This is a genomic window from Pandoraea vervacti (genome assembly GCF_000934605.2).
GTDB lineage: Bacteria > Pseudomonadota > Gammaproteobacteria > Burkholderiales > Burkholderiaceae > Pandoraea > Pandoraea vervacti.
Genome location: NZ_CP010897.2, coordinates 5,574,886 through 5,600,038, shown reverse-complemented (window position 1 = coordinate 5,600,038; position 25,153 = coordinate 5,574,886). Strand labels below are relative to the sequence as shown.

17 protein-coding genes are annotated in these 25,153 nt (G+C 63.2%); 4 read left to right on the top strand and 13 right to left on the bottom strand.

Translation table 11 applies throughout. From position 1 onward, the window contains the following. The first annotated feature begins 67 nt into the window (after positions 1-67). Positions 68-2,311, top strand: coding sequence for a penicillin-binding protein 1C (gene pbpC / locus UC34_RS24425; RefSeq protein WP_044458645.1), 2,244 nt, complete (start codon positions 68-70; stop codon positions 2,309-2,311). 207 nt (positions 2,312-2,518) lie between these two features. Then, positions 2,519-3,490, top strand: a complete 972-nt coding sequence (locus UC34_RS24420) for a delta(1)-pyrroline-2-carboxylate reductase family protein (protein WP_084070935.1) — start codon at positions 2,519-2,521, stop codon at positions 3,488-3,490. Between the two features lie 7 nt (positions 3,491-3,497). Here UC34_RS24420 and UC34_RS24415 read toward each other — a convergent pair whose 3' ends face one another. The 6 genes from UC34_RS24415 to UC34_RS24390 form a co-directional block, all read right to left on the bottom strand. Continuing rightward, entirely contained in the window at positions 3,498-4,307 is an 810-nt protein-coding gene (locus UC34_RS24415; RefSeq protein WP_418303956.1) for a heme ABC transporter ATP-binding protein, read from the bottom strand. A gap of 69 nt (positions 4,308-4,376) precedes the next feature. Beyond that, positions 4,377-5,540 carry a FecCD family ABC transporter permease gene (locus UC34_RS24410; RefSeq protein ID WP_237165197.1) on the bottom strand — a complete coding sequence of 388 codons (1,164 nt, stop codon included), beginning with the start codon at positions 5,538-5,540 and terminating at the stop codon, positions 4,377-4,379. Between the two features lie 106 nt (positions 5,541-5,646). Beyond that, positions 5,647-6,558 (bottom strand): heme/hemin ABC transporter substrate-binding protein, encoded by a 912-nt coding sequence (locus UC34_RS24405; protein WP_237165196.1) that lies wholly within the window; start codon positions 6,556-6,558, stop codon positions 5,647-5,649. Positions 6,559-6,581: 23 nt separating this feature from the next. Next, complete coding sequence (locus tag UC34_RS24400; protein WP_084070934.1) at positions 6,582-7,691, bottom strand: hemin-degrading factor; 1,110 nt, start codon at positions 7,689-7,691, stop codon at positions 6,582-6,584. Between the two features lie 151 nt (positions 7,692-7,842). Further along, entirely contained in the window at positions 7,843-10,281 is a 2,439-nt protein-coding gene (locus UC34_RS24395) for a TonB-dependent hemoglobin/transferrin/lactoferrin family receptor (protein ID WP_084071073.1), read from the bottom strand. Between the two features lie 373 nt (positions 10,282-10,654). Beyond that, a complete protein-coding gene (locus tag UC34_RS24390) occupies positions 10,655-11,116 on the bottom strand; it encodes an Lrp/AsnC family transcriptional regulator (protein ID WP_044457521.1) in 462 nt (153 codons plus the stop codon). Between the two features lie 245 nt (positions 11,117-11,361). Between UC34_RS24390 and UC34_RS24385 the strand changes: the two genes are divergently transcribed. After that, positions 11,362-14,976: an indolepyruvate ferredoxin oxidoreductase family protein gene (locus UC34_RS24385; protein ID WP_044458640.1), complete on the top strand. Its 3,615-nt coding sequence runs from the start codon at positions 11,362-11,364 to the stop codon at positions 14,974-14,976. A 100-nt stretch (positions 14,977-15,076) separates the two neighbouring features. Here the strand turns inward: UC34_RS24385 and UC34_RS24380 are convergent, their stop codons facing one another. Genes UC34_RS24380 through UC34_RS24370 form a run of 3 tightly spaced genes read right to left on the bottom strand, consistent with a single transcriptional unit; the run spans position 15,077 to position 18,935 of the window. Then, positions 15,077-16,294: an MFS transporter gene (locus tag UC34_RS24380; RefSeq protein WP_044457520.1), complete on the bottom strand. Its 1,218-nt coding sequence runs from the start codon at positions 16,292-16,294 to the stop codon at positions 15,077-15,079. Continuing rightward, complete coding sequence (locus UC34_RS24375) at positions 16,291-17,877, bottom strand: carbamoyltransferase C-terminal domain-containing protein (RefSeq protein WP_072617540.1); 1,587 nt, start codon at positions 17,875-17,877, stop codon at positions 16,291-16,293. Before UC34_RS24375 ends, UC34_RS24380 begins: the two co-directional genes overlap by 4 nt. Next, the gene (locus tag UC34_RS24370; RefSeq protein WP_237165194.1) at positions 17,874-18,935 is read right to left on the bottom strand and encodes a SagB family peptide dehydrogenase; all 1,062 of its coding nucleotides are present in this window, start codon (positions 18,933-18,935) and stop codon (positions 17,874-17,876) included. Before UC34_RS24370 ends, UC34_RS24375 begins: the two co-directional genes overlap by 4 nt. 482 nt (positions 18,936-19,417) lie before the next feature. On the opposite strand from UC34_RS24370, the gene trpS reads away from it, so the two are divergent. Next, complete coding sequence (gene trpS, locus UC34_RS24365) at positions 19,418-20,458, top strand: tryptophan--tRNA ligase (protein WP_044457519.1); 1,041 nt, start codon at positions 19,418-19,420, stop codon at positions 20,456-20,458. Positions 20,459-20,574: 116 nt separating this feature from the next. On the opposite strand, the gene UC34_RS24360 is transcribed toward trpS, so the two are convergent. The 4 genes from UC34_RS24360 to UC34_RS24345 all read right to left on the bottom strand — a co-directional run bounded on the left by UC34_RS24360 (position 20,575) and on the right by UC34_RS24345 (position 25,138). Further along, complete coding sequence (locus tag UC34_RS24360; RefSeq protein WP_072617539.1) at positions 20,575-21,033, bottom strand: hypothetical protein; 459 nt, start codon at positions 21,031-21,033, stop codon at positions 20,575-20,577. A gap of 71 nt (positions 21,034-21,104) precedes the next feature. Further along, on the bottom strand, positions 21,105-22,259 hold the full coding sequence (locus UC34_RS24355) for a hypothetical protein (protein WP_044457517.1): 1,155 nt from the start codon (positions 22,257-22,259) through the stop codon (positions 21,105-21,107). A gap of 284 nt (positions 22,260-22,543) precedes the next feature. After that, a complete protein-coding gene (locus UC34_RS24350; RefSeq protein ID WP_044457516.1) occupies positions 22,544-23,791 on the bottom strand; it encodes a metal-dependent hydrolase family protein in 1,248 nt (415 codons plus the stop codon). 66 nt (positions 23,792-23,857) lie between these two features. Next, complete coding sequence (locus tag UC34_RS24345) at positions 23,858-25,138, bottom strand: MFS transporter (protein ID WP_044457515.1); 1,281 nt, start codon at positions 25,136-25,138, stop codon at positions 23,858-23,860. Between the last annotated feature and the right edge of the window lie 15 nt (positions 25,139-25,153).

The following is a 25,153-nucleotide window of genomic DNA, read 5'->3' as shown; positions in this document are numbered from 1 at the left end:
CCGTGTGCGTCTCGTGTGCCGGGGCCTTGCAGGCAAGGCGGTGCTGAGCCTCGCGCTCACGGTCGCCATGCTCGGCGCGCCTGCGACCGCCAGCGCGGTACCGTCTTTCGAGGCAGTGCGCGAGGACTGGCGTGCGTCGGACTGGATTCTGCTGGATCGCCGCGGCGAACCCTTGCAGCGGTTACGCGCGGACATGCAGGCGCAACGCGGCGACTGGATCACGCTCGCCGATGTCTCGCCCGCTTTTCGTCAGGCGCTCGTCGTCTCGGAGGACAAGCGGTTTTATGAGCACAGTGGGGTCGATTGGCGAGGTGTGGCCGCCGCCGCGTGGGGCAATCTCTGGCATTCACGCACGCGTGGCGCTTCGACGCTGACGATGCAGTTGGCGGGACTGCTCGACGACGATCTGCGCCCGAGCGCGCGAAATCGTTCAGTGACGCAAAAGATCGGACAGGCGGCGACTGCCGTGTGGCTGGAGCAGCGATGGCGCAAGGATCAGATTCTCGAGGCGTATCTCAATCTCGTGCCGTTTCGCGGTGAGCTCGTCGGCATTTCGGCCGTTTCTCAGACACTCTTCGGCAAACTGCCCAGCGGCCTCGATGCCCGTGAGGCGGCGCTGGCCGTCGCACTGCTGCGTGCACCCAATGCACCTGCGGCGCGTGTCTCGCAGCGTGCCTGTGGAATCCTCAAGGATATCGGGCAAGGCGCCGATTGCAGCGGATTGGAAGGCTACACACAACTCGTGTTCTCACGCCCCGCGAGCGTGATGGCCACGCGCGACGCCGTCAATCTGGCGCCGCATTTCGCGCGACGCGTCTTCAGCGACACTCGTCCCCCGGCAGGCACGCGGATTACCAGCACGCTGGACGCGAATCTTCAGCGTGTGGCCGTGAACACGCTCCAGCAAACGCTGCGCGAGTTGAGCGCACCGGGGCGCTCTCGCAACGTTCAGGATGGCGCCATTGTCGTGATCGACAATGCGAGCGGCGACATTCTTGCCTGGGTCGGCTCGTCGGGTGTGCTGTCGTCGGCGTCGCAGGTCGATGGTGTCACGTCGCTGCGTCAGGCGGGCTCCACGCTCAAACCGTTTCTCTACGCGCAGGCCATCGCCGAGGAACGTCTGACAGCCGCATCGCTGCTGGACGACTCGCCCATCGATTTGCCCACGGGCGGGGGGCTGTACATTCCGCAAAACTACGACCGTCACTTCAAGGGATGGGTCAGCGCGCGCACGGCGCTGGGCTCGTCCCTGAACGTGCCTGCCGTGCGTACGCTGGTGATGGTCACGCCGCGCCGGTTTGCGCAGACGCTCGTGTCGCTCGGACTGCCGCTCACGCAAAGCGGCGATTACTACGGGTTCAGTCTGGCGCTCGGCAGCGCGGACGTTACTTTGTTGTCGCTCACGAACGCCTATCGGACGCTGGCGAACGGCGGCATGGTCAGCGCAACGAACGAGCGTATGCCCGGTCGCGACGACAGGATCCCCGTGTCGACGTCGTCGACCTCGCGCACGCGTGGCCCGGACAGGAAAGGTGCCGCGAAAGCCAGGACTCGGCATGTTGCGGACACCGTCGTTTTTTCACCGCAGGTGAGTTTCATCGTCTCGGACATGATCGCCGACCGCCAGGCGCGCACGCGCACGTTTGGCCTGGACAGCCCGCTTTCCACCCGGTACTGGACAGCGGTGAAGACGGGCACGAGCAAGGATATGCGCGACAACTGGGCAGTGGGCTACTCGCGCCGCTACACGGTGGGCGTGTGGGTCGGCAATGCAGACGGCGCGCCGATGTGGGACGTCTCCGGTGTCTCCGGGGCGGCGCCGATCTGGCATCGCTTGATGGACTACCTGCATCGACGCACGGCGAGCGCGCCGCCGACGCCGCCACCCGGGCTGGAGCATGTCGCAGTGCAGTATGCCGAGCGCGTCGAACCGGCGCGTGAAGAGTGGTTTTTACCGGGCACGTCACAAAGCACCATCACGCTGTCGGCCCTCGCGAGCAAGGCGCCTGGCGGACCGCTCTGGCGCATTGCGGGGCCTGCGGACGGCACCATCGTCGCACTCGACCCCGATATTCCGCCGGCCAATCAGCGCATGTGGTTCCAGGTTGCTGCCGCCTGGCCCAAAGGGGCCGCATGGCGGCTCGATGGCAAGCCGCTCTCGGGCACCGCGCGTGTGGGATGGCTGCCGTGGCCGGGGCGTCACGTTCTCGAACTCGTCGATGCCTCCGGCGCGGTGCGTGACAGCGTGCGTTTCGAGGTACGCGGTGCGAGCGTGAACGACGACAAACGCATGCGCAACGCGAGTCGCTGAGCGTATGTGCGCGATCTTGCCTGCAGGCGCCCGCGTCGAGGGGGAAGCAACGATACGAATTGTCACGATTAAATTTTGTTGAGGCAGACGCGTTACCGCGATGCGCGCTACACTGAAATCAGACTTGGCAAAGCGTGACGCGATGCAACGACGATGAGTGCAAGCTCCGACGTTCGATGGCGCACGCCCCGAAGCGGAGACATATCGATGATCACGCTGGATGCGCACCAGACCGCGCAGTTGTTGCCTTATCCCCAATTGGCCGACGGCATCGAGGCCATGCTCATGGAGATGCGCTCGGGCACCGCGCGTGCCCCGGAGCGTCTGCACTTTCCCCTGACCGAACCCGAGCGGGGCCGCCGTGGTGGCGTGCTGCTCGTCATGCCTGCCGTCAATCGCGACGTTGCGATGACGAAGCACATCACCGTTCACCCCGAGAACTGTCGCGCGGGCAAGCCGTCGATCATCGGCGAGGTGATGGTGTTCGATCCGCACACGGGTGAGCGCCTGATGTTGCTCGACGGGCCAACGGTGACCGGTCGCCGGACCGCTGCCGTGACACTCTTTGCTGCGCGCAAGTTCGCGCCACGCCCGAAGGGACCCGTGCTGATCGTCGGTGCGGGCGTACAGGCCAGGGCGCACCTCGAAGCCTTCGCGGCCGGCATGGGGACGCGTCACTTCATGATCTTCTCGCGCAGTCCGGAGCGTGCGCATGCGCTGGCAGAGCATGCGGCGACGCTCGGCGTGGAAGCCACGGTCGTCGACGCCATCGAGCCCGCACTCAGCACTGTCAGCATCGTGATTACGGCGACAACCAGCAGCGAACCCGTGCTGCCGGACAGCGACACGATGCGCTGGCGCGACGATATCTTCGTGGCGGGCGTCGGCGCGTTTCGTCCGGACATGCGCGAGCTGCCGCCGCAGTTGTGCCGCGACGCCGCCGTGCGCGGCACGCTCGTGGTCGATACGTGGGAAGTGAAGCATGAGGCGGGCGATTTGCTGCATGCCGCCATCGACTGGGCGCGCGCCGCGCCGCTGATGGACGCGATTATCACGCCGGACCGCTATCGTTCGAGCGGGCCGGTACTCTTCAAGAGCGTGGGTTACGCGCTGTGGGATCTGGCTGCGGTGCTGTGTGCCCGTGCCAATCTGGCAAAGGATGGCGTGCCCGCGTCGTGACCGCCGCTCAGGCAGGTAACGCGAACGGCACGCCTGTCGTCGCCGTCGCCATCGATGCCGGATAGCCCATCGTCGCGTCGGGCGTCCCCGGCGTAATGACATGCACGGCAAGCCCCAACGTCGTCTCGATGAGATCGGGGCGCATCACCTCGTGCGGCGTGCCGGTCGCGAGAATGCGGCCGTCGGCGAGTAACGCCATCCGGTCGGCATGGCGTGCCGCGAGGTTGATGTCATGCACGATGGCCATCGCCCCGAATCCCCACGATTTTGCCAACGCACGCGTGAGCGCCAGCAGGTGATGCTGATGCGCCAGATCGAGCGCCGCCGTCGGTTCGTCGAGCAGCAGATAACGCGGCACTGACGGTGCTGACGGGACTGAGGGGCCAGGGTCCGGCCACAGCTGCGCCAGCACGCGGGCGAACTGTACCCGTGCCCATTCGCCCCCCGAGAGTGTCATGACGTCGCGATGCATCAACGGCAATGCGCCTGCCTGCTCCAGCGCGAGGGCCGCGATGTCGTGATCGCGCTTGCCGGCCCTGGGAAACGGCAACCGTCCCATCGTCACGATTTCGAGGGCACTGAACGGGAACGACAACTGCGCGGTCTGCGGCAATACGGCGCGCAGACGGGCTAGCGCCGACGCCGAATACTGGGCGAGCGGCGCGCCGTTCAGCATGATGGCGCCGCTCATCCGGGCGCGCGGCGACAGCGGCTCGCCGGCCAGTGCCTTGAGCAATGTGCTTTTGCCTGCGCCGTTGCGGCCGAGCAGCACGAGCAATTCGCCGGGACGAATATCGAGCGACAAGCCGTGGAGCACGGGGAATTCGGCATGAGCGATCGTGAGGTCATAGGCGCTGAGCATGGCGATGTCCAGATATTCCGGGTGTCAGAGTCCGAACTGCCCGCGGCGTCGCCACAGCAGCACGAGGAAGAAGGGTGCGCCGAGCAGCGCCGTCAGAATGCCCAGCGGCAATTCGGCGGGCGCGACCCACGTGCGTGCAACGAGATCGGCGAGCAGCGTGAGAATCGCGCCGAAAAGCGCGGCGGCCGGAAGCACCGCGCGCGGATCGGGGCCCACGACCAGACGGACAATATGCGGTGCGATCAAACCGATGAATCCGATCATGCCGCTCGATGCCACCAGTGCACCTACGCACAAGGCACACGCGATCATGACGCGACGTTTGACGGCTTGCACCGCCACGCCCAGATGCAGCGCCTCAGCCTCTCCCAGCAACAGCGCATTGAGCGAACGGCACTGTGAGGCGAGCGCGACGATCCCCAACGCAACGGGCCACACGATCACTGCCAGCATGGGCCACTGCGCGCCGCCGAGGCTGCCCAGCGTCCAGAACGTGAGGGTGCGCAACTGCGTGTCGTTGGCGAGGTAGGTCAGCAAGCCGATCGCGGCGCCGGACACGGCGTTGATCGCGATGCCGGCGAGCAGCAGCAGCGGCAGGGCAAGCCGGCCACGCCCGGCAGCCAGCCGGTAGACCAGCGCGGTGACGCCCAGCGCGCCGACGAACGCGGCGACCGGCAGCATCCAAAGGCCCAGCGATGCGGCAAGCGCCGTGGGCAACAGCACGCCACCGAGCACGATGACACCGGCCGCGCCCAATGCGGCACCGCTGGCAACGCCGATCAGCCCCGGATCAGCGAGCGGGTTGCGAAAGAGCGCCTGCAACGCTGCGCCGGCCGCACCGAAGCCCGCGCCGACGAGGATGCCGAGCACGATGCGTGGCAAGCGGATCTGCCACATGACGTTGCGCGCCTGATCCTGAACGAAGTCGCCTGTCGCGCCGCGAAATAGCGCGCCGATGGCGTCGCCGGGCGCGATGCGATACGCGCCGCCGCACAGGGCGGCCAACACCGCTGCCGCCAGCAGGCCGGCGAGCGCCGTCATGACGAGCCATCGCGGCGGACGCCGACTTGCGGCGCCCGCGCGCGTCGGCCCGGTGGTGTCGACGTCTGCGGTACTCGAGGTCGGTTCGCGAAGACGACTGGACGACGATGGCTTCGTCGGTGGGTGGATCGGCGGTGCGGCTGACATGACTTCGTTCACTGGCGAGCGGCTGAATTCTGAGGGGGAGCCCGAAGCGCACGCATGTGACGATACGAAAGCGTTCGACGCGTCACCTCGTGCCTCGGGCATGCGTTCACGTGGTGTGCACGCGTCTGGCTAGCTCGGCGACCGCTTGTGGCAGACGCGGGCCGAAACCGAGCAGATACAGCGCATCGAAGCTCACCACGCGTCTGGCGCGCCCGGCAGGGGTATTCGCCAGACCGGGTTGGGCGAGCAGGGACACGGTCGGTTCCGCCGACGATGGCCCCGTTGTGGTGGTGAGCAGCACGTCGGGCTGCGCGGCCACGGCCGCTTCGGCCGTGAGGGGACGGTAGCCGTTGAAGCCGCGTAGCGCATTCTCGGCGTTGGCGTAGGCAAGCATCGCGTCGGCTGCCGTGTCCTGTCCGGCGACCATCACCTGGTTGCCGGTGTGCCCGAGGATGAAGAGCACACGCGGGCGACGGGCAATGCCGTACTGCGTGTCGATGCTGTCTCGGGCCCGCACCCAGTCGCTCATGAAACGACCCGCCACGCGCGCACCGTCGTCGCCGATTTTCAGCGCGTTGGCGACGCCACGAATGGTCTCGCGAACCAGCTCTGCCGTATAGCCGTGCCTGAAGTGCTGCACGGGAACGCCCGCCGCTTCGATCTGCGCCAGTACATTGGGCGGACCGGCTTCCGCACCCGCTAGCAGCAGGTCGGGATGCAGCGACAACACGCCTTCGGCAGACAACGTGCGCAGATAGCCGATCTTCGGTAGCTTCGTTGCGGCGTCTGGATAGAGGCTGGTCAGATCGTTGGCGATAACGCGATGCTGCGCACCGAGCGCGTAGACGATTTCCGTCAGTGCGCCGCCGGCGACGACCACACGCTTCGGACCGTCCTTGGCGCCGGACGCCGCTGCGGCGGCGTGCGCGAGCGCCGCAGGCAGCGTCGAGCCGATCCATGCGCCGGCCGCCAGCCGGGCGCCTCGTGCCATCAGGGCGCGGCGCGTGAGCACGGACATGCCACGCGCGTCGAGAGGCCGGTTCACGCTGATACCCCCACAACCCCGTGCGCGCCTTCCACCCGTTGCAGCGCCGCGCGCCAGTCTTCGCGCTCGGCCTGCCCCGGCTTGCGTTCGCCGAAGAACATGGCGATTACCATGCCGGCGGCGTCGAGCAATTCGAGCGAGGAGACGATGCCGTCCGCCGTGGGCTTGCGCACGATCCACGCCGTATCGACGAGGTCTTCGCGCAGATGGAGGTTGAAGCCCGCGTCGAGGACGTTGACCCAGGGGCCCATGACCTTGATGTTCGACACAGGACCGGTGTGGATCTGGATCATGCCCGCGTTGCCCACGAACACCATGATTGGCAATTCGGTGCTGGCGGCGTCGTCGAGCAAGGCGCGCACCGACGCGGCCGCTACCCGCTGCGCATGCCCTTGCGGTGCGAGACGCAGCGCTTGTGCACGCGATACGCCGTGACGCTTGAGCATGTCGAAGAACTGATGCGTGTCGGTCATGGCGAGCCAGTCGCGCTGGAAAGCGGCGGCGTCGATGTCGGCGTCCGGCGTCTCGGTCTTCGGTGCGTCTGCTGCCACGACTTGTTCACCCGGCGTCTGATCGTCGGCACGGAAGCGGGCGACGAGCGCGTCGTAGGCGAGGGCATCGCTATGGTCGCGCAGGAACATCTTGTGCACGGCAGTGCCGGACTTGTCGAAGAACTGCAGCGAGCGGCGCGGGCCGTTTTCGGCGGGCGTCTGGACCGCGTAACCGTATGCCCACTGGTGATAGAAGATGCGCAGGTCGAGGTCCTTGCCCAGACCGAGGCCGATGGCGCCCTGATGCGAGAGTTTCTCGTACCGACCGTCCTTTTCATGCACGGCGGCGTTGTTGCGTGTGAGCGCCATGACGCGCCCGAGCGCCGGCAGCGCTTCGACGATCTCGACGAATTCCGGGCGCAGACGCACGACATGTTCGCCCACGAAAGCCGCGACCGTCTCGCCTTCGGACACACCGAGCGCGGCGGCGGCATCGCGGTCTCGCAGGTTCTGTTCGGTCTTCACCCGCTGGAATTCACTGCGCAGACGGGCGACGTCGGCGAGCGCCGGGAATGTCGGGCGGGCGGTGGAGGTGGCGTTTTGAGCGTTCATCATGGCGATTCCTTGAAAAGCGTGTTGGCTGGCAATGTCATGCAAGGGGCTTGCACTGTCTCGTCTTGCCTTGCAGTGCCTTGCGATGGCTGGCACGCGCCGGTCCATGTGCTTCAGTGCGAACCGGCGCGGTTCCGACAATCGATCCGACGGATCAGTACTGAAGCTTCAGGCTCACAGCGACACTGCGGCCCGGTGCCGAATACGCGTCCTTGACGGTCGAGTTCTCGGCGAGGTTGCGAACGTCCGACCAGTTCCAGTACTTGCGGTCGAACACGTTGTAAATGCCCGCGTACACCGTCGCGTGCTTGTTGATGTGATATCCGCCCGACAGATCGAGCACGATCGACGAGGGCGGCGCCCAGCAGTTCTGGTTCTGCTGCGTGCCTGCCGTGCAGGACCTGGCGATCTGGCTCTGCGACTTGGCGGCCTGGAACATGAGGTCGGCCTGAGCGAACCACGTGCTGTTCGGCTCGTAGCGCACGCCCACCACCATCGAGAACGGGTTGACGGTGTTGAGCGGCTGGCTGGCTGCGCCGTTGTCCTCGGTCGTGCCATGCGTGTAGGCCATTGCCGTGCGCAGCGTGATGCCGCCCTTGAGCGCCCACGTGGCTCGCCCTTCCCAACCCTGAATGCTGGCGCGGCTGAAGTTCACATACTGGTAGATGAGCGGATCGTTGGGACGGCCCGAGCCGCTGATGTTCTGCTGCGAAATGAAGTTGCGGTACTTGCCCGCGAACACGGCGGTGCTGTACGTGACAGGGCCGAGCGTGGTCGCGAGACGTCCGCGCAGCCCCAGCTCCAGCGTGTCGCTCGTCTCCGGCTTCAGGTTCGGGTTCGCGATCGACATGTAGCCGTAGACCGGATTGGAGAAGCCGTTGTTGACCTGATCGGGGGTCGGCGTGCGGAAGCCGCGTGCGTATTGCACGTAGGGAATCAGCGACGGCGCGATCTCGTACATGATCGCCAGGCGCGGCGAGAATGCCGAATCGTTGGACTCGGTCGGCGGCGCGAGGGCGCCCGACGCGGTCTGCGAGACATACAACGGATCGTTCTTCTTGGGCGAGAGCCAGTACGCGTCGTAGCGAATGCCCGGCGTGACGGTGAGCGCGCCGTAGCGGATTTCGTCTTGCAGGAACGCGCCGAAAAGCGTGTAGTCGGTATCGGGGAACGCCTTGTTCGGGAACGACTCGCCGACTCCCGGCACCGTGCCGTTGCGGTAGCTGGTGACATACGCGAGGCTCGCGTCGGTGCCGTACACGAGCTTGTGCGCGAGCGGGCCGGTTGCGAAGTTGCTCTCGGCCTGCAACGAACCCCCGACGGTGCGTTCCTTGTACGTGTTGTCGCGCGTACGATCGCCCGCCGTGCGCTTTTCGTACGAGTACTGGTTGTTCTTCGCGTCCTGGAAATAGAGCAGGGCGTGGGCGTTCTGGAAGTATGGGTGCGAGGCGTCCTGGAAGTCGTAGTCCAGGCTCACGCGGTTGCGTTCTAGCCGGTCGCTCGTGTGCAGGCCGAGCGTGGTCGGCGGGTTGACGGCGGACAGCACGTCCGAGTCGGTGCGTCGGCGCACGGTCTCTGCCGTGAGCTTGAACGTGGAGAACGGCGTGGCCTTGAAGACGAGTTTGCCGAGCACCGAGTCGCCGTTGGTGTCCTGCGGGTTCGCGGTCGTGCGTGCCGTGCTGGCGGTGTCGTTGGTGCCTTTGCCGTCGAGTTCTTTGCCCTTGTTGCCATCGATGATCACCATGCCCTGCCACTGCTCCCCACCCCACGCGGCCTGAGCCGTCGTGCCGAAGCTCCGGTCCATGGAGTTGTAGTACGGGCGCAGCGAGAAGTAGGTGGACTTGCCGAACACGTCGAGCAGGTCCTGCGGGTCTTTGGTGAGAAAGTTGACGACGCCGGTGAGGCCGTCGCTGCCATAGAGCGACGAGGCCGGTCCGCGAAGGATTTCGATGCGTCGCAGCAGGTCCATGCTCATGTAGTCACCGCGACCGGCTTCGAGCGGGCCGAACGCGTACGAGGAGGGCATGCGGATGCCGTCTTCGAAGAGGGCGACGCGATTGCCTTCGAGACCGCGGATGTTGATGCTGGAATTGCCGTCGCGTCCGCCACCGGCGGCTGCCGAGGCCGGGCGATAGGGGGCGCGGCGCACCGTCACGCCGGGCTCGTAGCGCAGGGCCTCCTTGATGTCCTGCGCCTGTTGTTCTTCGAGGTCCTGATCGGTGATGACCGAAATGGACGCCGGCGTGCGTTCGCTCGACGTCGGCGTGCGCGTTGCCGTCACGTTCACTTCACGCAGATTGGCTTCGGCAAGTTGCAAGGGGGCGCCGGGCATGCCGGGCGCTTCGGACGTTCTGGGCGAGTTTTGCGATGCCTGCGCGATCTGGAGCGCTTGTGCAGCCTGGCCCGTCTGCGCATGGTCGGCCAGCGCCTGTTGTGCGAAAGCGGCAGGCAGCCAGAACGCGGCAAACACGGCACCCGCCAGCGGGTGCAGACGCCGACGTGGCGCCGACGCTCGCGGGTGGCGCGAGCTCGCGATTCCGGCGCGCTCGCCGCTTCGCGAATCGTTGACGCCGTAACCCCGGCGCATGGTCATGACAAAGGCGCGGCCCCCGCCGCTCGACGACTGCTTCACTGCTGCTCTCCAGTGCAAAAACCCCGTTGCTGGCTGGCAAGCGCTCGTGACAATCGGCGTGTGGTCAACGTCTTTCTCGACGCTTCACAACACGCTGGCAGGCGCGGCTGGCGAAAAACTCTTGCGCCACCCGGCCGTTGTGTCGGCCTCGGACGAAGAACTTGATTCGATGTTTAAATGAGAATCATTTGCATTTTTAGCCGGGATTTTCCGGGACGTCAAGTGCGAATGTTGTGCAATGTCAACGTGTGGGAAGCAAACGAAGGGCGCGCAAGGGCACGCAGGCACCCGCCGGCGACCACGGCAGCCATGATCGCCCCCCCGCCCGTCGGGCTCAGATCGGAAGGCTCGTGTCGAACTTGATTTCTCGTAGCACCACGCTCGTCTTCACGTTCGAGACCGCAGGCAACCGGAAGATGTGTTCGTGCAGAAACGCGTCGTAGGCCTTGATGTCCGGCGCCACGATTTTGAGGATGTAGTCGGCTTCCCCCGTGGTGCTGTAGCACTCGGTGACCTCGGGACACGAGCGGATTTCACGCTCGAACTGCTCCGTGCCGCCTTCCGTGTGACGTGTGAGTTGCACGTGCGCGAGGGCGCACACGTGCAACCCCAGCTTTTCCCGGTCGAGCAGCACGGTGTAGCGCTGGATCACGCCGCTTTGCTCCATGTCCTTGATGCGACGCCAGCACGGCGTGGCCGACAGACCTACGTTTTCGGACAACTCCTGCGCGGAGCGCCGGGAATCGATCTGCAACAGGCGCAGGATCTGTCGGGCAAAGTTATCGAGTAATTCCATTTCTCAAAACTGCCTTTATCGAAATAAACGTTTCTTATTGTGCGCTCAAACGAGTGAAATAGTAAAAATCTTTCTCCGGCCTCCCCATACACTGCTTCCATAACCGACGCGTGGCCGTTCTATGCGATTCGCGTCGAGACGAACAGAACAAATGCCCCCGCAGTACCGCCGGATGTCGGGCCGACGCCGATGACGACAGCGCGACAGCCGGTGCGGGGATCAGGAGATACCGAATGAATGCCCCCATGCGCGCCGCACTCGCGACGCCCACGGCCAACCCGCTGGCCCATCCCGACTATCAACTCTCCGACGCGCTGACGGCGCGCAAAGGCCAGATTTTCCTGACCGGCACGCAGGCGCTCGTGCGCATCTTGCTGATGCAGCACCAACTCGACGCCGCGCGTGGCCTGAATACCGCCGGTTTCATCAGCGGCTATCGGGGCTCGCCGCTGGGCGGCGTGGATCAGCAGTTGTGGAAGGCGAAGAAGTTGCTCGATGCGGCGAACGTGAAATTCCTGCCCGCCATCAACGAAGAGCTTGGCGGCACGGCAGTGATGGGCACGCAACGTGTGGAAGCGGATCCCGAGCGCACCGTCGAGGGCGTGTTCGGCATGTGGTACGGGAAGGGGCCGGGCGTGGATCGCGCGGGCGATGCACTCAAGCACGGTAACGCGTACGGGGCGTCGCGTCACGGCGGCGTGCTGGTGGTGGCGGGGGACGACCACGGTTGCGTGTCCTCGTCGATGCCGCATCAGAGCGATTTCACGATGATGTCGTGGAGCATGCCGGTGCTCAATCCGGCGGATATTGGCGAACTCGTCGAATTCGGCCTTTACGGGTATGCGCTGTCGCGTTTTTCCGGCGCGTGGGCGGGTCTGAAGGCCATCTCCGAGACGGTCGAGTCGCGCGGCACGGTCGACCTCGACAAGATCCGTACCGACTGGACCGAGCCGCTCGATTACGTTGCACCTGCGGGCGGCTTGCACAACCGCTGGCCCGATCTGCCGAGTCTTGCGCTCGAAGCGCGTCTGGCCGACAAGCTCGACGCCGTCCGCGCCTTCTCGCGCGTGAACAGCATCGACAAGTGGATTGCGTCGGCGCCCGATGCCGATATCGGTATCGTGACGTGCGGCAAGGCGCACCTCGATCTGATGGAAACGCTGCGCCGTCTGGACATCACGGTCGACGATCTCGCGGCGGCCGGAGTGCGCATCTACAAGGTGGGTCTGTCGTTTCCGCTGGACATGTCGCGTCTGGACACCTTCGTTGCCGGGCTGAAGGAAATTCTCGTCATCGAGGAAAAGGGCCCGGTCGTCGAACAGCAGATCAAGCAGTACCTCTACAACCGCACCACCGGCACGCGTCCGGTCGTGCTGGGCAAGACCGATGCCGAAGGGCGCACCTTGCTCTCCGCGCTGGGCGAACTGCGTCCGTCGCGCGTGCTGCCGGTGTTCGCCGAGTGGCTGGCGAAGCATCGTCCGACGCTCGATCGCCGCGAGCGCGTGGTCGATCTCGTGGCGCATGACATCCTGTCGAATGCTGCCGACGGCGTGCGCCGCGTGCCGTACTTCTGCTCGGGGTGTCCGCACAACACATCGACGAAAGTGCCCGAAGGTTCCATCGCGCAGGCGGGGATCGGCTGTCACTTCATGGCGTCGTGGATGGACCGCGATACCACCGGCCTGATCCAGATGGGCGGCGAGGGCGTGGACTGGGCGGCGCATTCGCACTTCACGAAGCGTGCCCACGTTTTCCAGAATCTGGGCGACGGCACGTACTTCCACTCGGGGTTGCTGGCGATTCGTCAGGCAGTCGCCTCGAAGGCGAACATCACCTACAAGATCCTATACAACGATGCGGTCGCGATGACCGGCGGTCAGCCGGTGGACGGCTCGATTTCCGTGCCGCAGATCGCGCGTCAGGTCGAGGCCGAAGGCATTGCGAAGCTCGTCGTGGTGAGCGATGAGCCCGAGAAGTACGTCGGTCACGAAGGGCAGTTCCCGAAGGGCACGACGTTCCATCATCGCAGCGAGCTCGACGCCGTGCAGCGCGAACTGCGCGAGATCCCGGGCGCGACCGTGCTCATCTACGATCAGACTTGCGCGGCGGAGAAGCGTCGTCGTCGCAAGAAAAACGAATTTCCGAATCCGGATCGCCGCTTGTTCATCAACGAAGCGGTTTGCGAAGGCTGCGGCGATTGCGGCGTGGCATCGAACTGCTTGTCGGTGGAGCCGGTGGAAACGGCGATGGGGCGCAAGCGTCGTATCGATCAGTCGTCCTGCAACAAGGATTTCTCGTGCGTGAACGGCTTTTGTCCGAGTTTCGTGTCGGTCAAGGGCGCGCAGTTGAAGAAGGCGCTCGCAGCCGCGTTCGATCAGGCGGCGTTCGAGGGACGCCTTAACGCGCTGCCGCAACCGGTGGCGCTCGCGGGCGACGCGCCGTTCGACATCATGGTCACGGGCGTGGGCGGCACGGGCGTCGTGACGATCGGCGCGCTCATCACGATGGCGGCGCACCTCGAAGGCAAGAGCGCTTCCGTGCTCGACTTCATGGGCTTCGCGCAGAAGGGCGGCGCGGTGCTGTCGTTCGTGCGCTTTGCCAACACGCCGCAGGCGCTCAATCAGGTGCGCATCGACACGCAGCAGGCCGACGTGCTGCTCGCTTGCGACATGGTCGTGGGTGCGAGCGCCGACGCCTTGCAAACGGTGCGTCGCGACCGCACGCGTGTGGTCGTCAACACCCATGCCATTCCGAACGCGACGTTCGTGCAGAACCCTGACGCGAATCTGCATGCCGACGCGTTGCTCGAGAAGATGCGTCACGCAGCGGGGAACGCCAAGCTCGACGCGTGCGATGCGCAGGCGCTGGCCCAACGCTTCCTCGGCGACACGATGGGGTCGAACATCATCATGCTCGGTTATGCATGGCAGTTGGGCCTCGTGCCAGTGTCGCTGCATGCACTGCAACGCGCCATCGAACTGAACAACGTGGCGGTGCCGATGAACCAGCTGGCATTGGCCATCGGACGTCTGGCCGCAGGCGATCCCGCCGCGCTCACCGAGACGACGATGAAGGCCGCTGATGCTACCCGCGCGCCGATGCATGCACCGGTGGGGGACGACATGGCGCTCGATGCGCTCGTCGCCCATCGCGTGGCGTTGCTCACGCAGTACCAGAGTGCCGCGTATGCGTCCCAATTCAAGGCATTCGTGCAGCAGGTCGCCGATGCGGAAACGCGTGTGGCCGGCGCGCCGGGGTGTTTGGCGCGTGCCGTCGCTCAGCAGCTGTCGCGTCTGATGGCGTACAAGGATGAGTACGAAGTCGCGCGTTTGTATGCACAAACGGCATTCACCGACGCACTGGGCGAAACGTTCGAGGGCAAGCCGGGGCGTGACTTCCGCCTGGAGTTCCACATGGCGCCGCCGCTCATCGCGCGTGGCAAAGACGGTGGCGCGCCGAAGAAGGTGACGATCGGCCCGTGGCTGTGGCCGGTGCTGCGTGGCATGGCGAAGTTGCGCGGCTTGCGTGGCGGTGCGCTCGACGTCTTCGGTTACACGCTGGAGCGCCGCATGGAGCGTCAGTTGATCGTGGATTACCGTGCGACGATGGAGCGTGCGCTGGCGGGTCTCTCGGCCGATACGCTGGCGGATGCGATCGCACTTGCCGAAGTGCCGGCGAAGATTCGCGGCTACGGTCACGTGAAGCTGGCGAATCTGGCGATGGCCAAACGTGTGGAGGCGACCATCGCCGGCCGCCTGGGCATTACCCCGGCCACGGGCGACGCCGTCGAACAGGCGTTGGCGCACGCACGCACCAGCGGCAAGTCGCTCAAGGGCATTCCGGTGGTGACGACGCGCTGAGTTAAATGCGCCGCTTTCCGCCAGTGTGTCGGATTGCAGGGGCTGAAATGCGACGAAGTACGGTGGGCGTGAGCGATGTTTTTTGTCTCACGCCCTATTTTTATCGATGAGGCTTGTCCCGCGAGACGGGGACCGCCGCGGCGAATATCCCAAGTCCGACTGCCGTGGCGCCGGCGCAAAAGAATACGAACTCGGTACTGGTGATGTTCGACAGGGCGCCGCCCAACAGTGGGGCAACGATCATCAGTAGGATCTGTGTACTCCGTGCAGTCGACGTTACCGTTCCCAGGACTTCGCGCGGACAGTGTTGCTGAAACGTGAGCATCACCAACATACTGCCTACACCGTATGCGAATCCGTTGACGACCCAGAGGGAGAGCATGGTGGAAGGCGGTATGACCACGTTTGCGTAAACCATGATGGCAGGCGTCAAGACGGTAGCGCCAAAGAGTATTGACGACGTCGCGAGTAAAGTACGTGGCGACAGGTGTTGCACAGCGGTCTTGAATACCACTGATCCAAGGATGGCGCCTGCTGCGGTGCACCCGACGATATTTCCGAAGGTACCGTCGGAATACCCGCGGGTTTTCAGGAACAAAGCGAGCAAGGCATCATAAAAACCGAGTACGAACGCCTGGCATAACGTAACAACAAAGACGCGGCGCAAGCCTGGATGATTTCGCAAAACCGCGCAAAAGACGGCCCAGACAGGACGGGAGCCATTGGAGCCATTCGAGCCGCTGGCGCCACTCGCAGACTCGTGGTTTTCCGACGGTCGTCGAGACAGCAGAATGACGCCGGTCATGCTCAGCGAAGCAGAAATGGCAAATCCCGGCACGTGACACGCCACGCACATTGCAGCAAAAAGCGGCGCGAGCAGTTTCGCCCCTTGATCAATCAGGGCGACGCGGCTCGTATTGGCCACAAGCGCTTCATTGTTCAGCAATCGCCTAAACAATAATTGTTCTGCCGGGCCGGGAAGAAGGTTGGCGAGGCCTTTCAACGCGATGCACACCAGAAAAATGGGAAGGGTGGGCGCGAGCCAAAGCGCCAACGCCGCTGCCGCCCGCAGGACATAGCTCCAGCGGAGCATTGACCATGGACAATGCCGGTCAACGACGGCCCCGACCCAGGGGCCAGCAAGTACGCCGGGAACGCCATAGAGCATCATGGCAAGACCGATGACCACGGAGTCGACGGTCCACTGGAACGCCAGACTTTCGAAGATCAAAGTGAAGTCTATCCACAGAACGGCGGCGCCAATCGCACGCGAGGCAAGCAGGCGCAGGTAGCTTCTTTCGCGCAAAGCAGAGGTCAAAGCAGATCTCTCTGTGGTGGCGTGATGTTCTGTTTTCGCATGTACAACCGGTTCGTAATGACGAACCCGTCTAGTCCGATTTGGCTCGCGAAGCGAGCCAAATCGGATGATCGGTTAATGAAGCCATTTCCGTTGAAATTGAGCGACGTATTGCACAACACGCCTAACCCGGAAAGCCGACGAAATTCGCCAAGGACTTCATGAAGATTCGGATTCTGCGTATTCGATAGCGTCTGCACCCGGGCAGAACCGTCAACGTGGGTGATTGCCGGCAGCCGAGGATTGATCACACGGCGAAAATGCAGCATAAATGGGCTCGGTGTTGCGGGAAAGAAATGTTCCGCCACCTCCTCTTCCCGACATATGGGCGCGATCGGGCGGAACCCTTCTCTTCGTTTCAGAAGATTTATTTTTTCAAGCGTACTTTTTTCCAACGGACTGGCGAGGATTGAGCGATGTCCGAGCGCACGGGGTCCGATTTCAGCATTTCCGTCAGCCCAGCCCAGAATTGCTCCATCGAAAAGATGCTTGGCAACGAGAGATGGTGACGCCGGGAACGAGACGAAGTCTTCGTGCTTCAATTCGTCAAGGATGAAAGGCTGGCCGGAATACACAGACCATTCAATTTTTGCCGATCCGCTCAGGTGAAACTGTGCATCGGCAGCGGTACCTATTGCAGAACCGCTGTCATTCGCACACGGTGGAACAAAGACATCCGAGAACATTCCCGTCTCGGCGAAAGACGAGTTCCAGTCGCAGTTCAGGCCGCAACCTCCAGCGATCAAGAGAGGTGCACGCCGCTGGATATGGTGGTGCATCGCTGATTCGAAGCGGGTATATATGGCGTCTGAAATCAGTCGAGCCAACCTCTTCCCGATGTTTGATGTGACGCCACAGTTGTATTGCGAAAAGTCGCGGAAGTCTTCTTTCGATAAATATGGAATTTCCTTTGGTCTCGAAAGCAACTTTTCGACTAGGCACTCTTCTTCCGGGGTTGGGACAACGTGATCGCAGAATGCGGCCAACGCCATCAGCTTTCCCGCATCTGAAAGCCTAATTGCCGCTTTCGGAAGATTGAACGTGGGATCTATAAGTCCGTAAGCGAAAGCATATCGGATTCCCGGTGCGCACATGATGTCGCATAGAAGTCGAATATTCAGCGCTGCGTCGACATAATAGAATCGTCCCAAATATCCCTCCCACACCAATGCGTAGCATGGAGTTCCTTGTGGAAAGGGAGAAAGGGCGTAAGCGCACAGAATGTGCGAACGCTCGTGCGACGAAGAAAAGAGAATCGTCTCGCGATCAAATATCGTAATGGTCCTACTAGGAGGAACTTCGAGTCCGAAGTATCCGCCGCCAACTGATTTTGTCAGGTTTCCGCCGGTTTCCTGCCATCCGCTTATTGCGATAACATCCGGGGCGGAGGCGACTTGCTGAAACGCGTTTACAATTGACGACGGGTCAAGGGCGGCAAATCGAGCAGAGGAGTCCTTTTCCGCTTCGTACGAGAACTGCAGAACACCGCCATCGATAAAGGTCGCACAGCCGTCATGCCCGGGTTTAAAAGAGAGAATTTTCACCGGTTGTTTTCCTCGGATAAGTATCGCATTGCCGCTAGCGCGTCACGTGCGACCGGGCCATCCCCGTATCCCGCGCCCAGAAAAAAGAGAACCGACTCCTTTATTCCGTCGACGGCCAGCAGAGCGTTGGCGTCGGCGTCGATGAAGTATCCGGTGGGCCAGGTCTGAATACCCAACGCCGTCGATACCAATTGGAACGTTTGCACAAGGCAACCGACATCCATCAAGGCGACCCGGTAAGCACGAGAGTGTGGGTATTTCCACCAGAGCTTGTCGAAGCGCGAAGTCACAAAGACGCCGTATGCCAGATCATTTGCGGCAGTTTGGCCGCATAGGATGTCGCATAGCATGTTCATATCAGGCGCGGCGGCGATATAGGAAAGCTCGTGGCGAAGGGAGCGGTAGTGGTAGATTCCCGGGGCGAGACCGCCTACGTTGAAAGCGAGAAGATAAGGCTCACTCGGCTGCATCGATCCTCCGGACGGGGATGTGCGTCGATAGCCTACTGGTCGCATTCCGAACTGTTCCAGGTCAGTTCGCGAGCCTCCATGGACAGCACCAAAAGTTGCCCATAAGGTATTTGCTACGTCCTGGAACGGTATTGAGCGATTCAAGAATGAACGGCAGGTCTTTCGACCACGAAGCGTTCGGTCAAAATCTCGCCCGACGATCGCTTGAGGAGGGGGCAGCGGCGTAATTGGCCCGGGACGTAATATTTCGTTCTCGGGAATTCGATCTGCTACCGACGCACAGTGTCGGATATATTCCAGATAAGGGCGGGGCTCGGGAGCATGTTCTTTTCTGGGAACCTGGGTGCCAACGTGAAATATTCGGGAGAGGCAGTCCCAGCCCCATTCCTGAGGGTCAATATTCGAAAGCAGGTCCGCTTCGGTGATTTCCTTGTCAATTGCATCGTCGCGTCGTTCGAATCCGGCGACCAACTCCAGAAGCCGCGATGCGTGTTCTGGACGTATTAGAAATTGCTTGTGGTTTTGGTAATCCCAGAGCACAAGTCGTCCGTCTAGGATCTTGATAAATAGGGTTGGTGTCATTGACATGCCCGTTCTGCAAATCGGACGCGGGTCATGCCGCCCGATTTGCCAATCCGGGGTCCTCAGTCGTGCTTTGCCGGAGCGGTGTGAGGAGTGTTGTATGCGTCGTTCGATTGGTTCGACAGCTTCGGTTCAATTTCGATAGGTTGCATGTTTCGCTCTCCTTTTAGTGAGTATTCCCGGTGCCATTAGGTGCGGGAGGCCGAATTTTGATATCCGTGGTTCCGTGGAGCTATTCCATTTGGACATTCCCTTTCGGTGTGGCGTCATCGGACTTCCGAAATTACGCTGAAGCGAGGGATAGACTTCGTTTCGAACGGCTTCGGCCCCCGTTTTCATGCCGATGGCGCACGATCGGGTGCCGTCGGCAGTGTTTCGCCGAGCATCCTTGCGCGCGATGGAGAAGCAGGCTGAGGGAGGGGTTTCTGTACCGTCGTCGGGCCGACGCGCTACCATTCGGGGAGTGACGCTTGATTACGGAGAGGAAAATGAGTGTTTCGAAGGCGCCTGCGGATCGCAAGGTGATCCTCACGGGTGACCGTCCGACGGGCCCGCTGCATCTGGGCCATTACGTCGGTAGTCTGAAAAACCGTGTTGAATATCAGCACGAGTACAAACAATTCATTCTGGTCGCCGACGCGCAGGCCCTGACCGACAACACCGACGACGAAGGCAAGGGCCGCGACAAGGTCCATCGCAATGTGTCCGAGGTGGCGCTCGACTATCTGGCCGTCGGCATCGACCCGGACGTCACGACCATCTGCGTGCAGACCTGGCTGCCCGAGCTGACCGAACTCACGTTCTACTACCTGAACCTGGTGACCGTGGCGCGGCTGGAGCGTAACCCCACCGTCAAGCAGGAGATCAGCCTGCGCAACTTCGAACGCGACATTCCGGCGGGCTTTCTCACGTACCCCGTGAGTCAGGCCGCCGACATCACGGCATTTCGCGCCACGCTGGTGCCCGTGGGCGAAGACCAGTTGCCGATGATCGAGCAGACCAACGAAATCGTGCGCCGTCTCAATCGCATGGCCAACCGCGAGATCCTGACCGAAGCGAAGGCGCTCGTGCCGCCGATCGGCCGCCTGCCGGGCATCGACGGCAAGGCCAAGATGAGCAAGTCGCTGGGCAATGTCATCAACATTTCGTCGACGCCCGACGAGATCCGCGCCGCCGTGAAGAAGTGCTACACGGACCCGCTGCACCTGAAGGTCGAAGATCCGGGCCACCTGGAGGGGAACGTGGCGTTCGCGTACCTCGACGCGTTCGATCAGGACAAGGAAGGCTTGCAAGCCCTGAAGGATCATTACGTGCGCGGCGGTCTGGCGGACTCGAAGGTCAAGGCGCGTCTGGAAGAACGCCTGCAGGAAATGCTGCGCCCGATGCGCGAGCGTCGCGAGCAATATGCGAAGAACCCGGACTATGTGTGGGACATGCTGCGCGCCGGTACCGAACGGGCGCGCGAGACCGTTTCGCAAACGCTTGACGACGTGCGTTCCGTGTTCGTCACGCCGGGCTGGAAGACGTAACCCCCACTGACGAAAACCGCGGTCGCAGGCTATGCGTGCCTCGCGCCGCACACTGCCCCCTGACGCGTTGGCGCGATCGCCAATACTCAGGGGGCAGTGCTTTTTGTGCCCGCCGTTTAGTGAGGTGGGCGCGCTTCGGGCAGCTGGGAAATGCCCGTGTCCCGTGATGTTGCGACGGGGTCGTGCGCTGTTGAGGGAACGTGGCCGACGTCTTGCAGGGCCTGCCGCGTGACCGACGTCGATGTCAGCGACTCGGCGGCGAGCCCCGATCCGACGTCGGACGGTGTCGGCGATTTCGATTCACAGCGCTGCATGTCGCGCTCGAATGTCTGGCCGACATGCGCTTGCGCGTCGTTCGGGGGGGATGCGCCTTGCACTTCGCCGGGTCGCTCGCCCGGCGTCCTGCGCTCGAGCATCTCCAATATCGCTGTGGCTTGTTCGGTGAGTTGCTGGGCGCGTTCGAACATGAGCGCGATTTCGTTTTCATAGTGCAGAAGGCGTTCCCGCGTCGAGCAGGCGACGCCGGCAGACGCGGCGATCTCGCTGGGCGCAGAGGCGGTAATCTTTGGCAACATGGTGATGTCCTGTTTGCGATGTCGCGGTGGAGTAAAAGAAGGGAGATTTCGGGGTGTTTGGTGTGACGCCGCTAAGACACCGTGAGCTTATGGGCAATGGTGGCTTGCGTCGTTTCCAGCCCCCCGAGCACGTTGGTCAGCCGTTTGAGCCGCTGACCCAGGTCGTCAGCCTCCAGCCATCCCGCGGCGGACTGCCGCGCACAGATGCCCGTGCTGATCACCACGTACACGTTGCGCACCCGTTCGATGCAGCCTGACATTTCGGTCCAGCCCCGATTGCGGGAGTAGCCAATGACGCTGAACATGCTGTGAACGGCGCCGAGTATGCCCACGCAGATCGAACCGAACTTGAGACCGAGCGCCACCCCGGCGAGGGTGGGCAGCGCGGCTGGCAAAAGGGCGGCGGCGATGGCGAGCGAGGCCGATATCGCGGCAAGCGCGACGATGATGCCGATCTTCGTTTTCCAGCGCCGCCGCTCCCTCGGAATGGCGGCCGTGGCTTGCTGAAGGTATTTGTGAATGATGAGGGCGGTCTGGAACAGGGCGCGGCCTATCGCGGCGAACGCCTTCGCGACATGTCTTCGCTTCTCGAGCGCAGATAACGAATGGGGCGCATGCAGATGCTCGCGCAGAATCGCCTTGCGTCGCGTCTCGGCACAATTCACGGCATCGAGCATCATGCCAATGTCCCGAACGGTGACGTCGATACGGGAGAGCGTGACGAACGCCGCCTTCGCATTTGGCGTCAGTGCGTCGATGTCGGTAATCGTCCTTTGTGAGCCGACAGTTTTCCAGGTCCCCCAGGGCAACTGACGTGAACGGTAAATCTTCTTCATGGCCATTTCGAGTTTCGGCGGCAGCGAGTCGATGGCGAGCATGTCGTCGCCCTGCGCGCGTAACGCCGCGCCCACATGTGCGACATATTGATTGATCGCCGAAAAGTCTTCGGGCAACGGCGCGTAATCGACTTCGGCATCCACCTCCGCGAGCATCGCCGCCCATTTCTCCCTGATCGAATTCAACTCCTTGACGATAGACGCCTTCACGCCTTCCAACGAACGGGAAGTGTCCTTTTCTTCGAGTGACGGCACGTTGCGCTGCGTCACCGTCACATGGCGCCAGCCTTCGGAAGACGGTGCGAAGGATGCCGACGAGACGTGTGCCGCGTTGGGTGCAAGCGAAACACCGAAGCGCTGGGGGGAGTCGAAAGACGCATGGAAGATCATGGTGGGGACCCTGTTCTTGGTTTTCGTGTTTTGAGGCTAGTCCCACAACTTGCGTACTGCTTCAACTTTTTGCGCATGGGGGGCGGCGCGATTGGCCCAACGACATACGTCACGAGAATAAAAAAACGCCACGACCCATTCGCTGTCGTGGCGTTGTTCATCGGACGCGCGTGTCGTCCCTGCAGGCAGATTCGCGCGATATCGAGGCGATTCCTATCGACGTGGCTGACGTCGCGGGGTTTTCTTCTCGTCGGCGAATGGCGCCGCCTGGGCGCGTCTGAGGATCACGGTTGCTTCGCGACCTTGCCGTCCTTGAAGACCCAGCGAATGGCTTCGCCCTGACCGGTCAGCACGTCGATCGATTCGAGCGGATTGCCGTCGACGACCAGCACGTCGGCCAATGCGCCGGCCGCGATCACACCCAACTCGCCGCTACGGTTCAGAATTTCTGCGCCGATCACCGTGGCCGAGCGCAGCGTGTCGGCCGCGCCCAGCACTTCGGCGCGAATCGTCAGCTCGTCGGACTGGTACTTGTGCATATCGCCGAGCAGGTCCGAGCCGAAGCCCATCTTCACGCCGGCGTCGCGATAGATCGTCAGCGATTCGCGACCGGCGCGTTGCACGCTTTCGACCTTGGCGACGGATTCGGGCGGCAGTCCGAGCGATGCGCCGTCCTTGGCCAGCGCGTCGTAGGTGACCAGCGTCGGCACGACATATGCGCCTTTCTCGGCCATGAGCGTGGCGGTCTGTGCGTCGCACAGGTTGCCGTGCTCGATGGTGCGCACGCCGCAACGGACGGCACGGGCAATCGCCTTCGGCGTGTAGGCATGGGCCATGACATACGTCTGCGCGGCTTCGGCTTCCGCCACGGCCGCGCGGATTTCGTCTTCCGAATACTGCGTGTTGGCAATCGGGTCGACCGGCGAGGCCACGCCGCCCGAGGCCATCAGCTTGATCTGCGTGGCGCCCTTCTGGATTTCTTCACGTACGGCCAGACGAATGGGATCGACGCCGTCGACGACGCGTCCGATCGCCCCTGCACGGAACGCGCACGAGCACGGCTCCAGGGTGTCGCTGCGCGGACGGAAGTCGCCGTGGCCGCCAGTCTGCGACAGCGCCTTGCCCGAAGGGAAGATGCGCGGGCCGGGGATCACACCCTGCTCGATCGCCTGTTGCAGTGCCCAGTCGGCGCCGCCGGCGTCGCGCACGGTCGTAAAGCCGCGGTTGAGCATGCCTTGCATGATGGGCAGTGACTTGAGCACGGTCAGCACGTTGGGCTGACTGGCGTTGGTGCCGAGGTTCGGGTGCGACGCGAGCACGTGCACGTGGCAGTCGATCATGCCGGGCATGACGGTCTTGCCGGTGACATCGATCACCGTGGCCCCTGCGATGTCGAGCGGCGTGGCGCTCACCGCCGTAATGCGATTGCCGGTGAGGGCCACATCGTGACGCTCAAGCAGGCGACCAGCGGCCGCATCGAGCACGTTGCCGCCGCGAAGCACGGTTGTCGACGTGGGAGACGTGGAGGTCATGTGGGAATTCCTTCAAAAAAAGCACAAGGCGCGCCGGGGGAGGGCGCGCCTTGTTCGGGGGGAAACTCAGGCTTTCGGAAGCGGTTTGACGAAGCGGGTGCCAACGAGGCTGATGGCCGCCGCGACGATCACGTAGATCGCCGGGGCCATGTTGCTGCCCGTGCGGGCAATCAGCCACGTGATGATCAGCGCCGCGAATCCGCCGAAGATCGTCACGGCGAAGTTGTACGCCACCGACAGACCGGTCGAGAGCACCTTGGCCGGGAACAGCTCCGAGAAGGCGGCGAGGATCGGGCCGGTGTAGCAGGCGATCAGCAAGCCGAACACGATCTGGAACGTGAGCAGCGAGGGCAATCCGGGCGAGACGTTCAGGTACGTGAACATCGGCCATGCAAGCACCAGGATCAGCAGCGCCGAACCCGACAGGAACGGACGGCGGCCGATACGATCCGCCATGCGTCCCACGATCGGCGCGAACACGAGAATCATGGCGCCGCCGACCATGCCGGCGGTGAAGCCGTTCGAGGCGGGCAGATGCAGCACGCGCTGGGCATACGTCGGCATGTAGAACAGCAGAACGTACGTGCAGATCGTCCACAACACGACCATGGAGAAGCTCGCAAGCGTTTCCTTGGGGTACTGGGAGAAGACGTCGCGCAGCGGCGTGTCGGACTTCTCCGCATGCTGGAACGTGGGCGTTTCGTCGATCTTGGCGCGAATGTAGAAACCGACCGGGCCGATCAGCATGCCGACGATGAACGGCACACGCCAGCCCCACGATTCGAGCGACGCCTTGTCGAGTTCGGTCGTCACGAACGTGCCCACGGCAGCGCCCAGCAGCACGGCGAAGCCGATGCTCGACTGAATCCACGCCGAGTAGTACGCGCGCTGGTTCGGCGGTGCGTATTCCGTGAGGAATGCCGTCGCACCCCCCATCTCACCGCCGGCGGAGAAGCCTTGGAGCAGACGCGCGAGCACGATGATCAGCGGTGCGGCCAGACCGATTTGGTCGTACGTGGGCGCCAGACCGATCATGGCGGTGCCGGCGGCCATCAGCAAAATGGTGAGCGAGAGCGCTGCCTTGCGGCCCACGCGATCGGAGTAGATACCGAGCACGATGCCGCCGACCGGGCGCATGAAGAAGCCCACGCCGAAGGTGGCCACGGCCAGCAGGAACGACGAGAGGTCGTCGCCGGTGGGGAAGAACTGCTTCGCGATAATGGCCGCGAAAAAGCTGTAGACGGTGAAGTCGAACCATTCAAGGCCGTTGCCGATCACCGTCGCCACGATCGCGTGACGGCGCTGGCGGGCCATGTTGTCTTGAGGCACTGCGTAGGACGCCTGCATCTGGGTCTCCCGGAG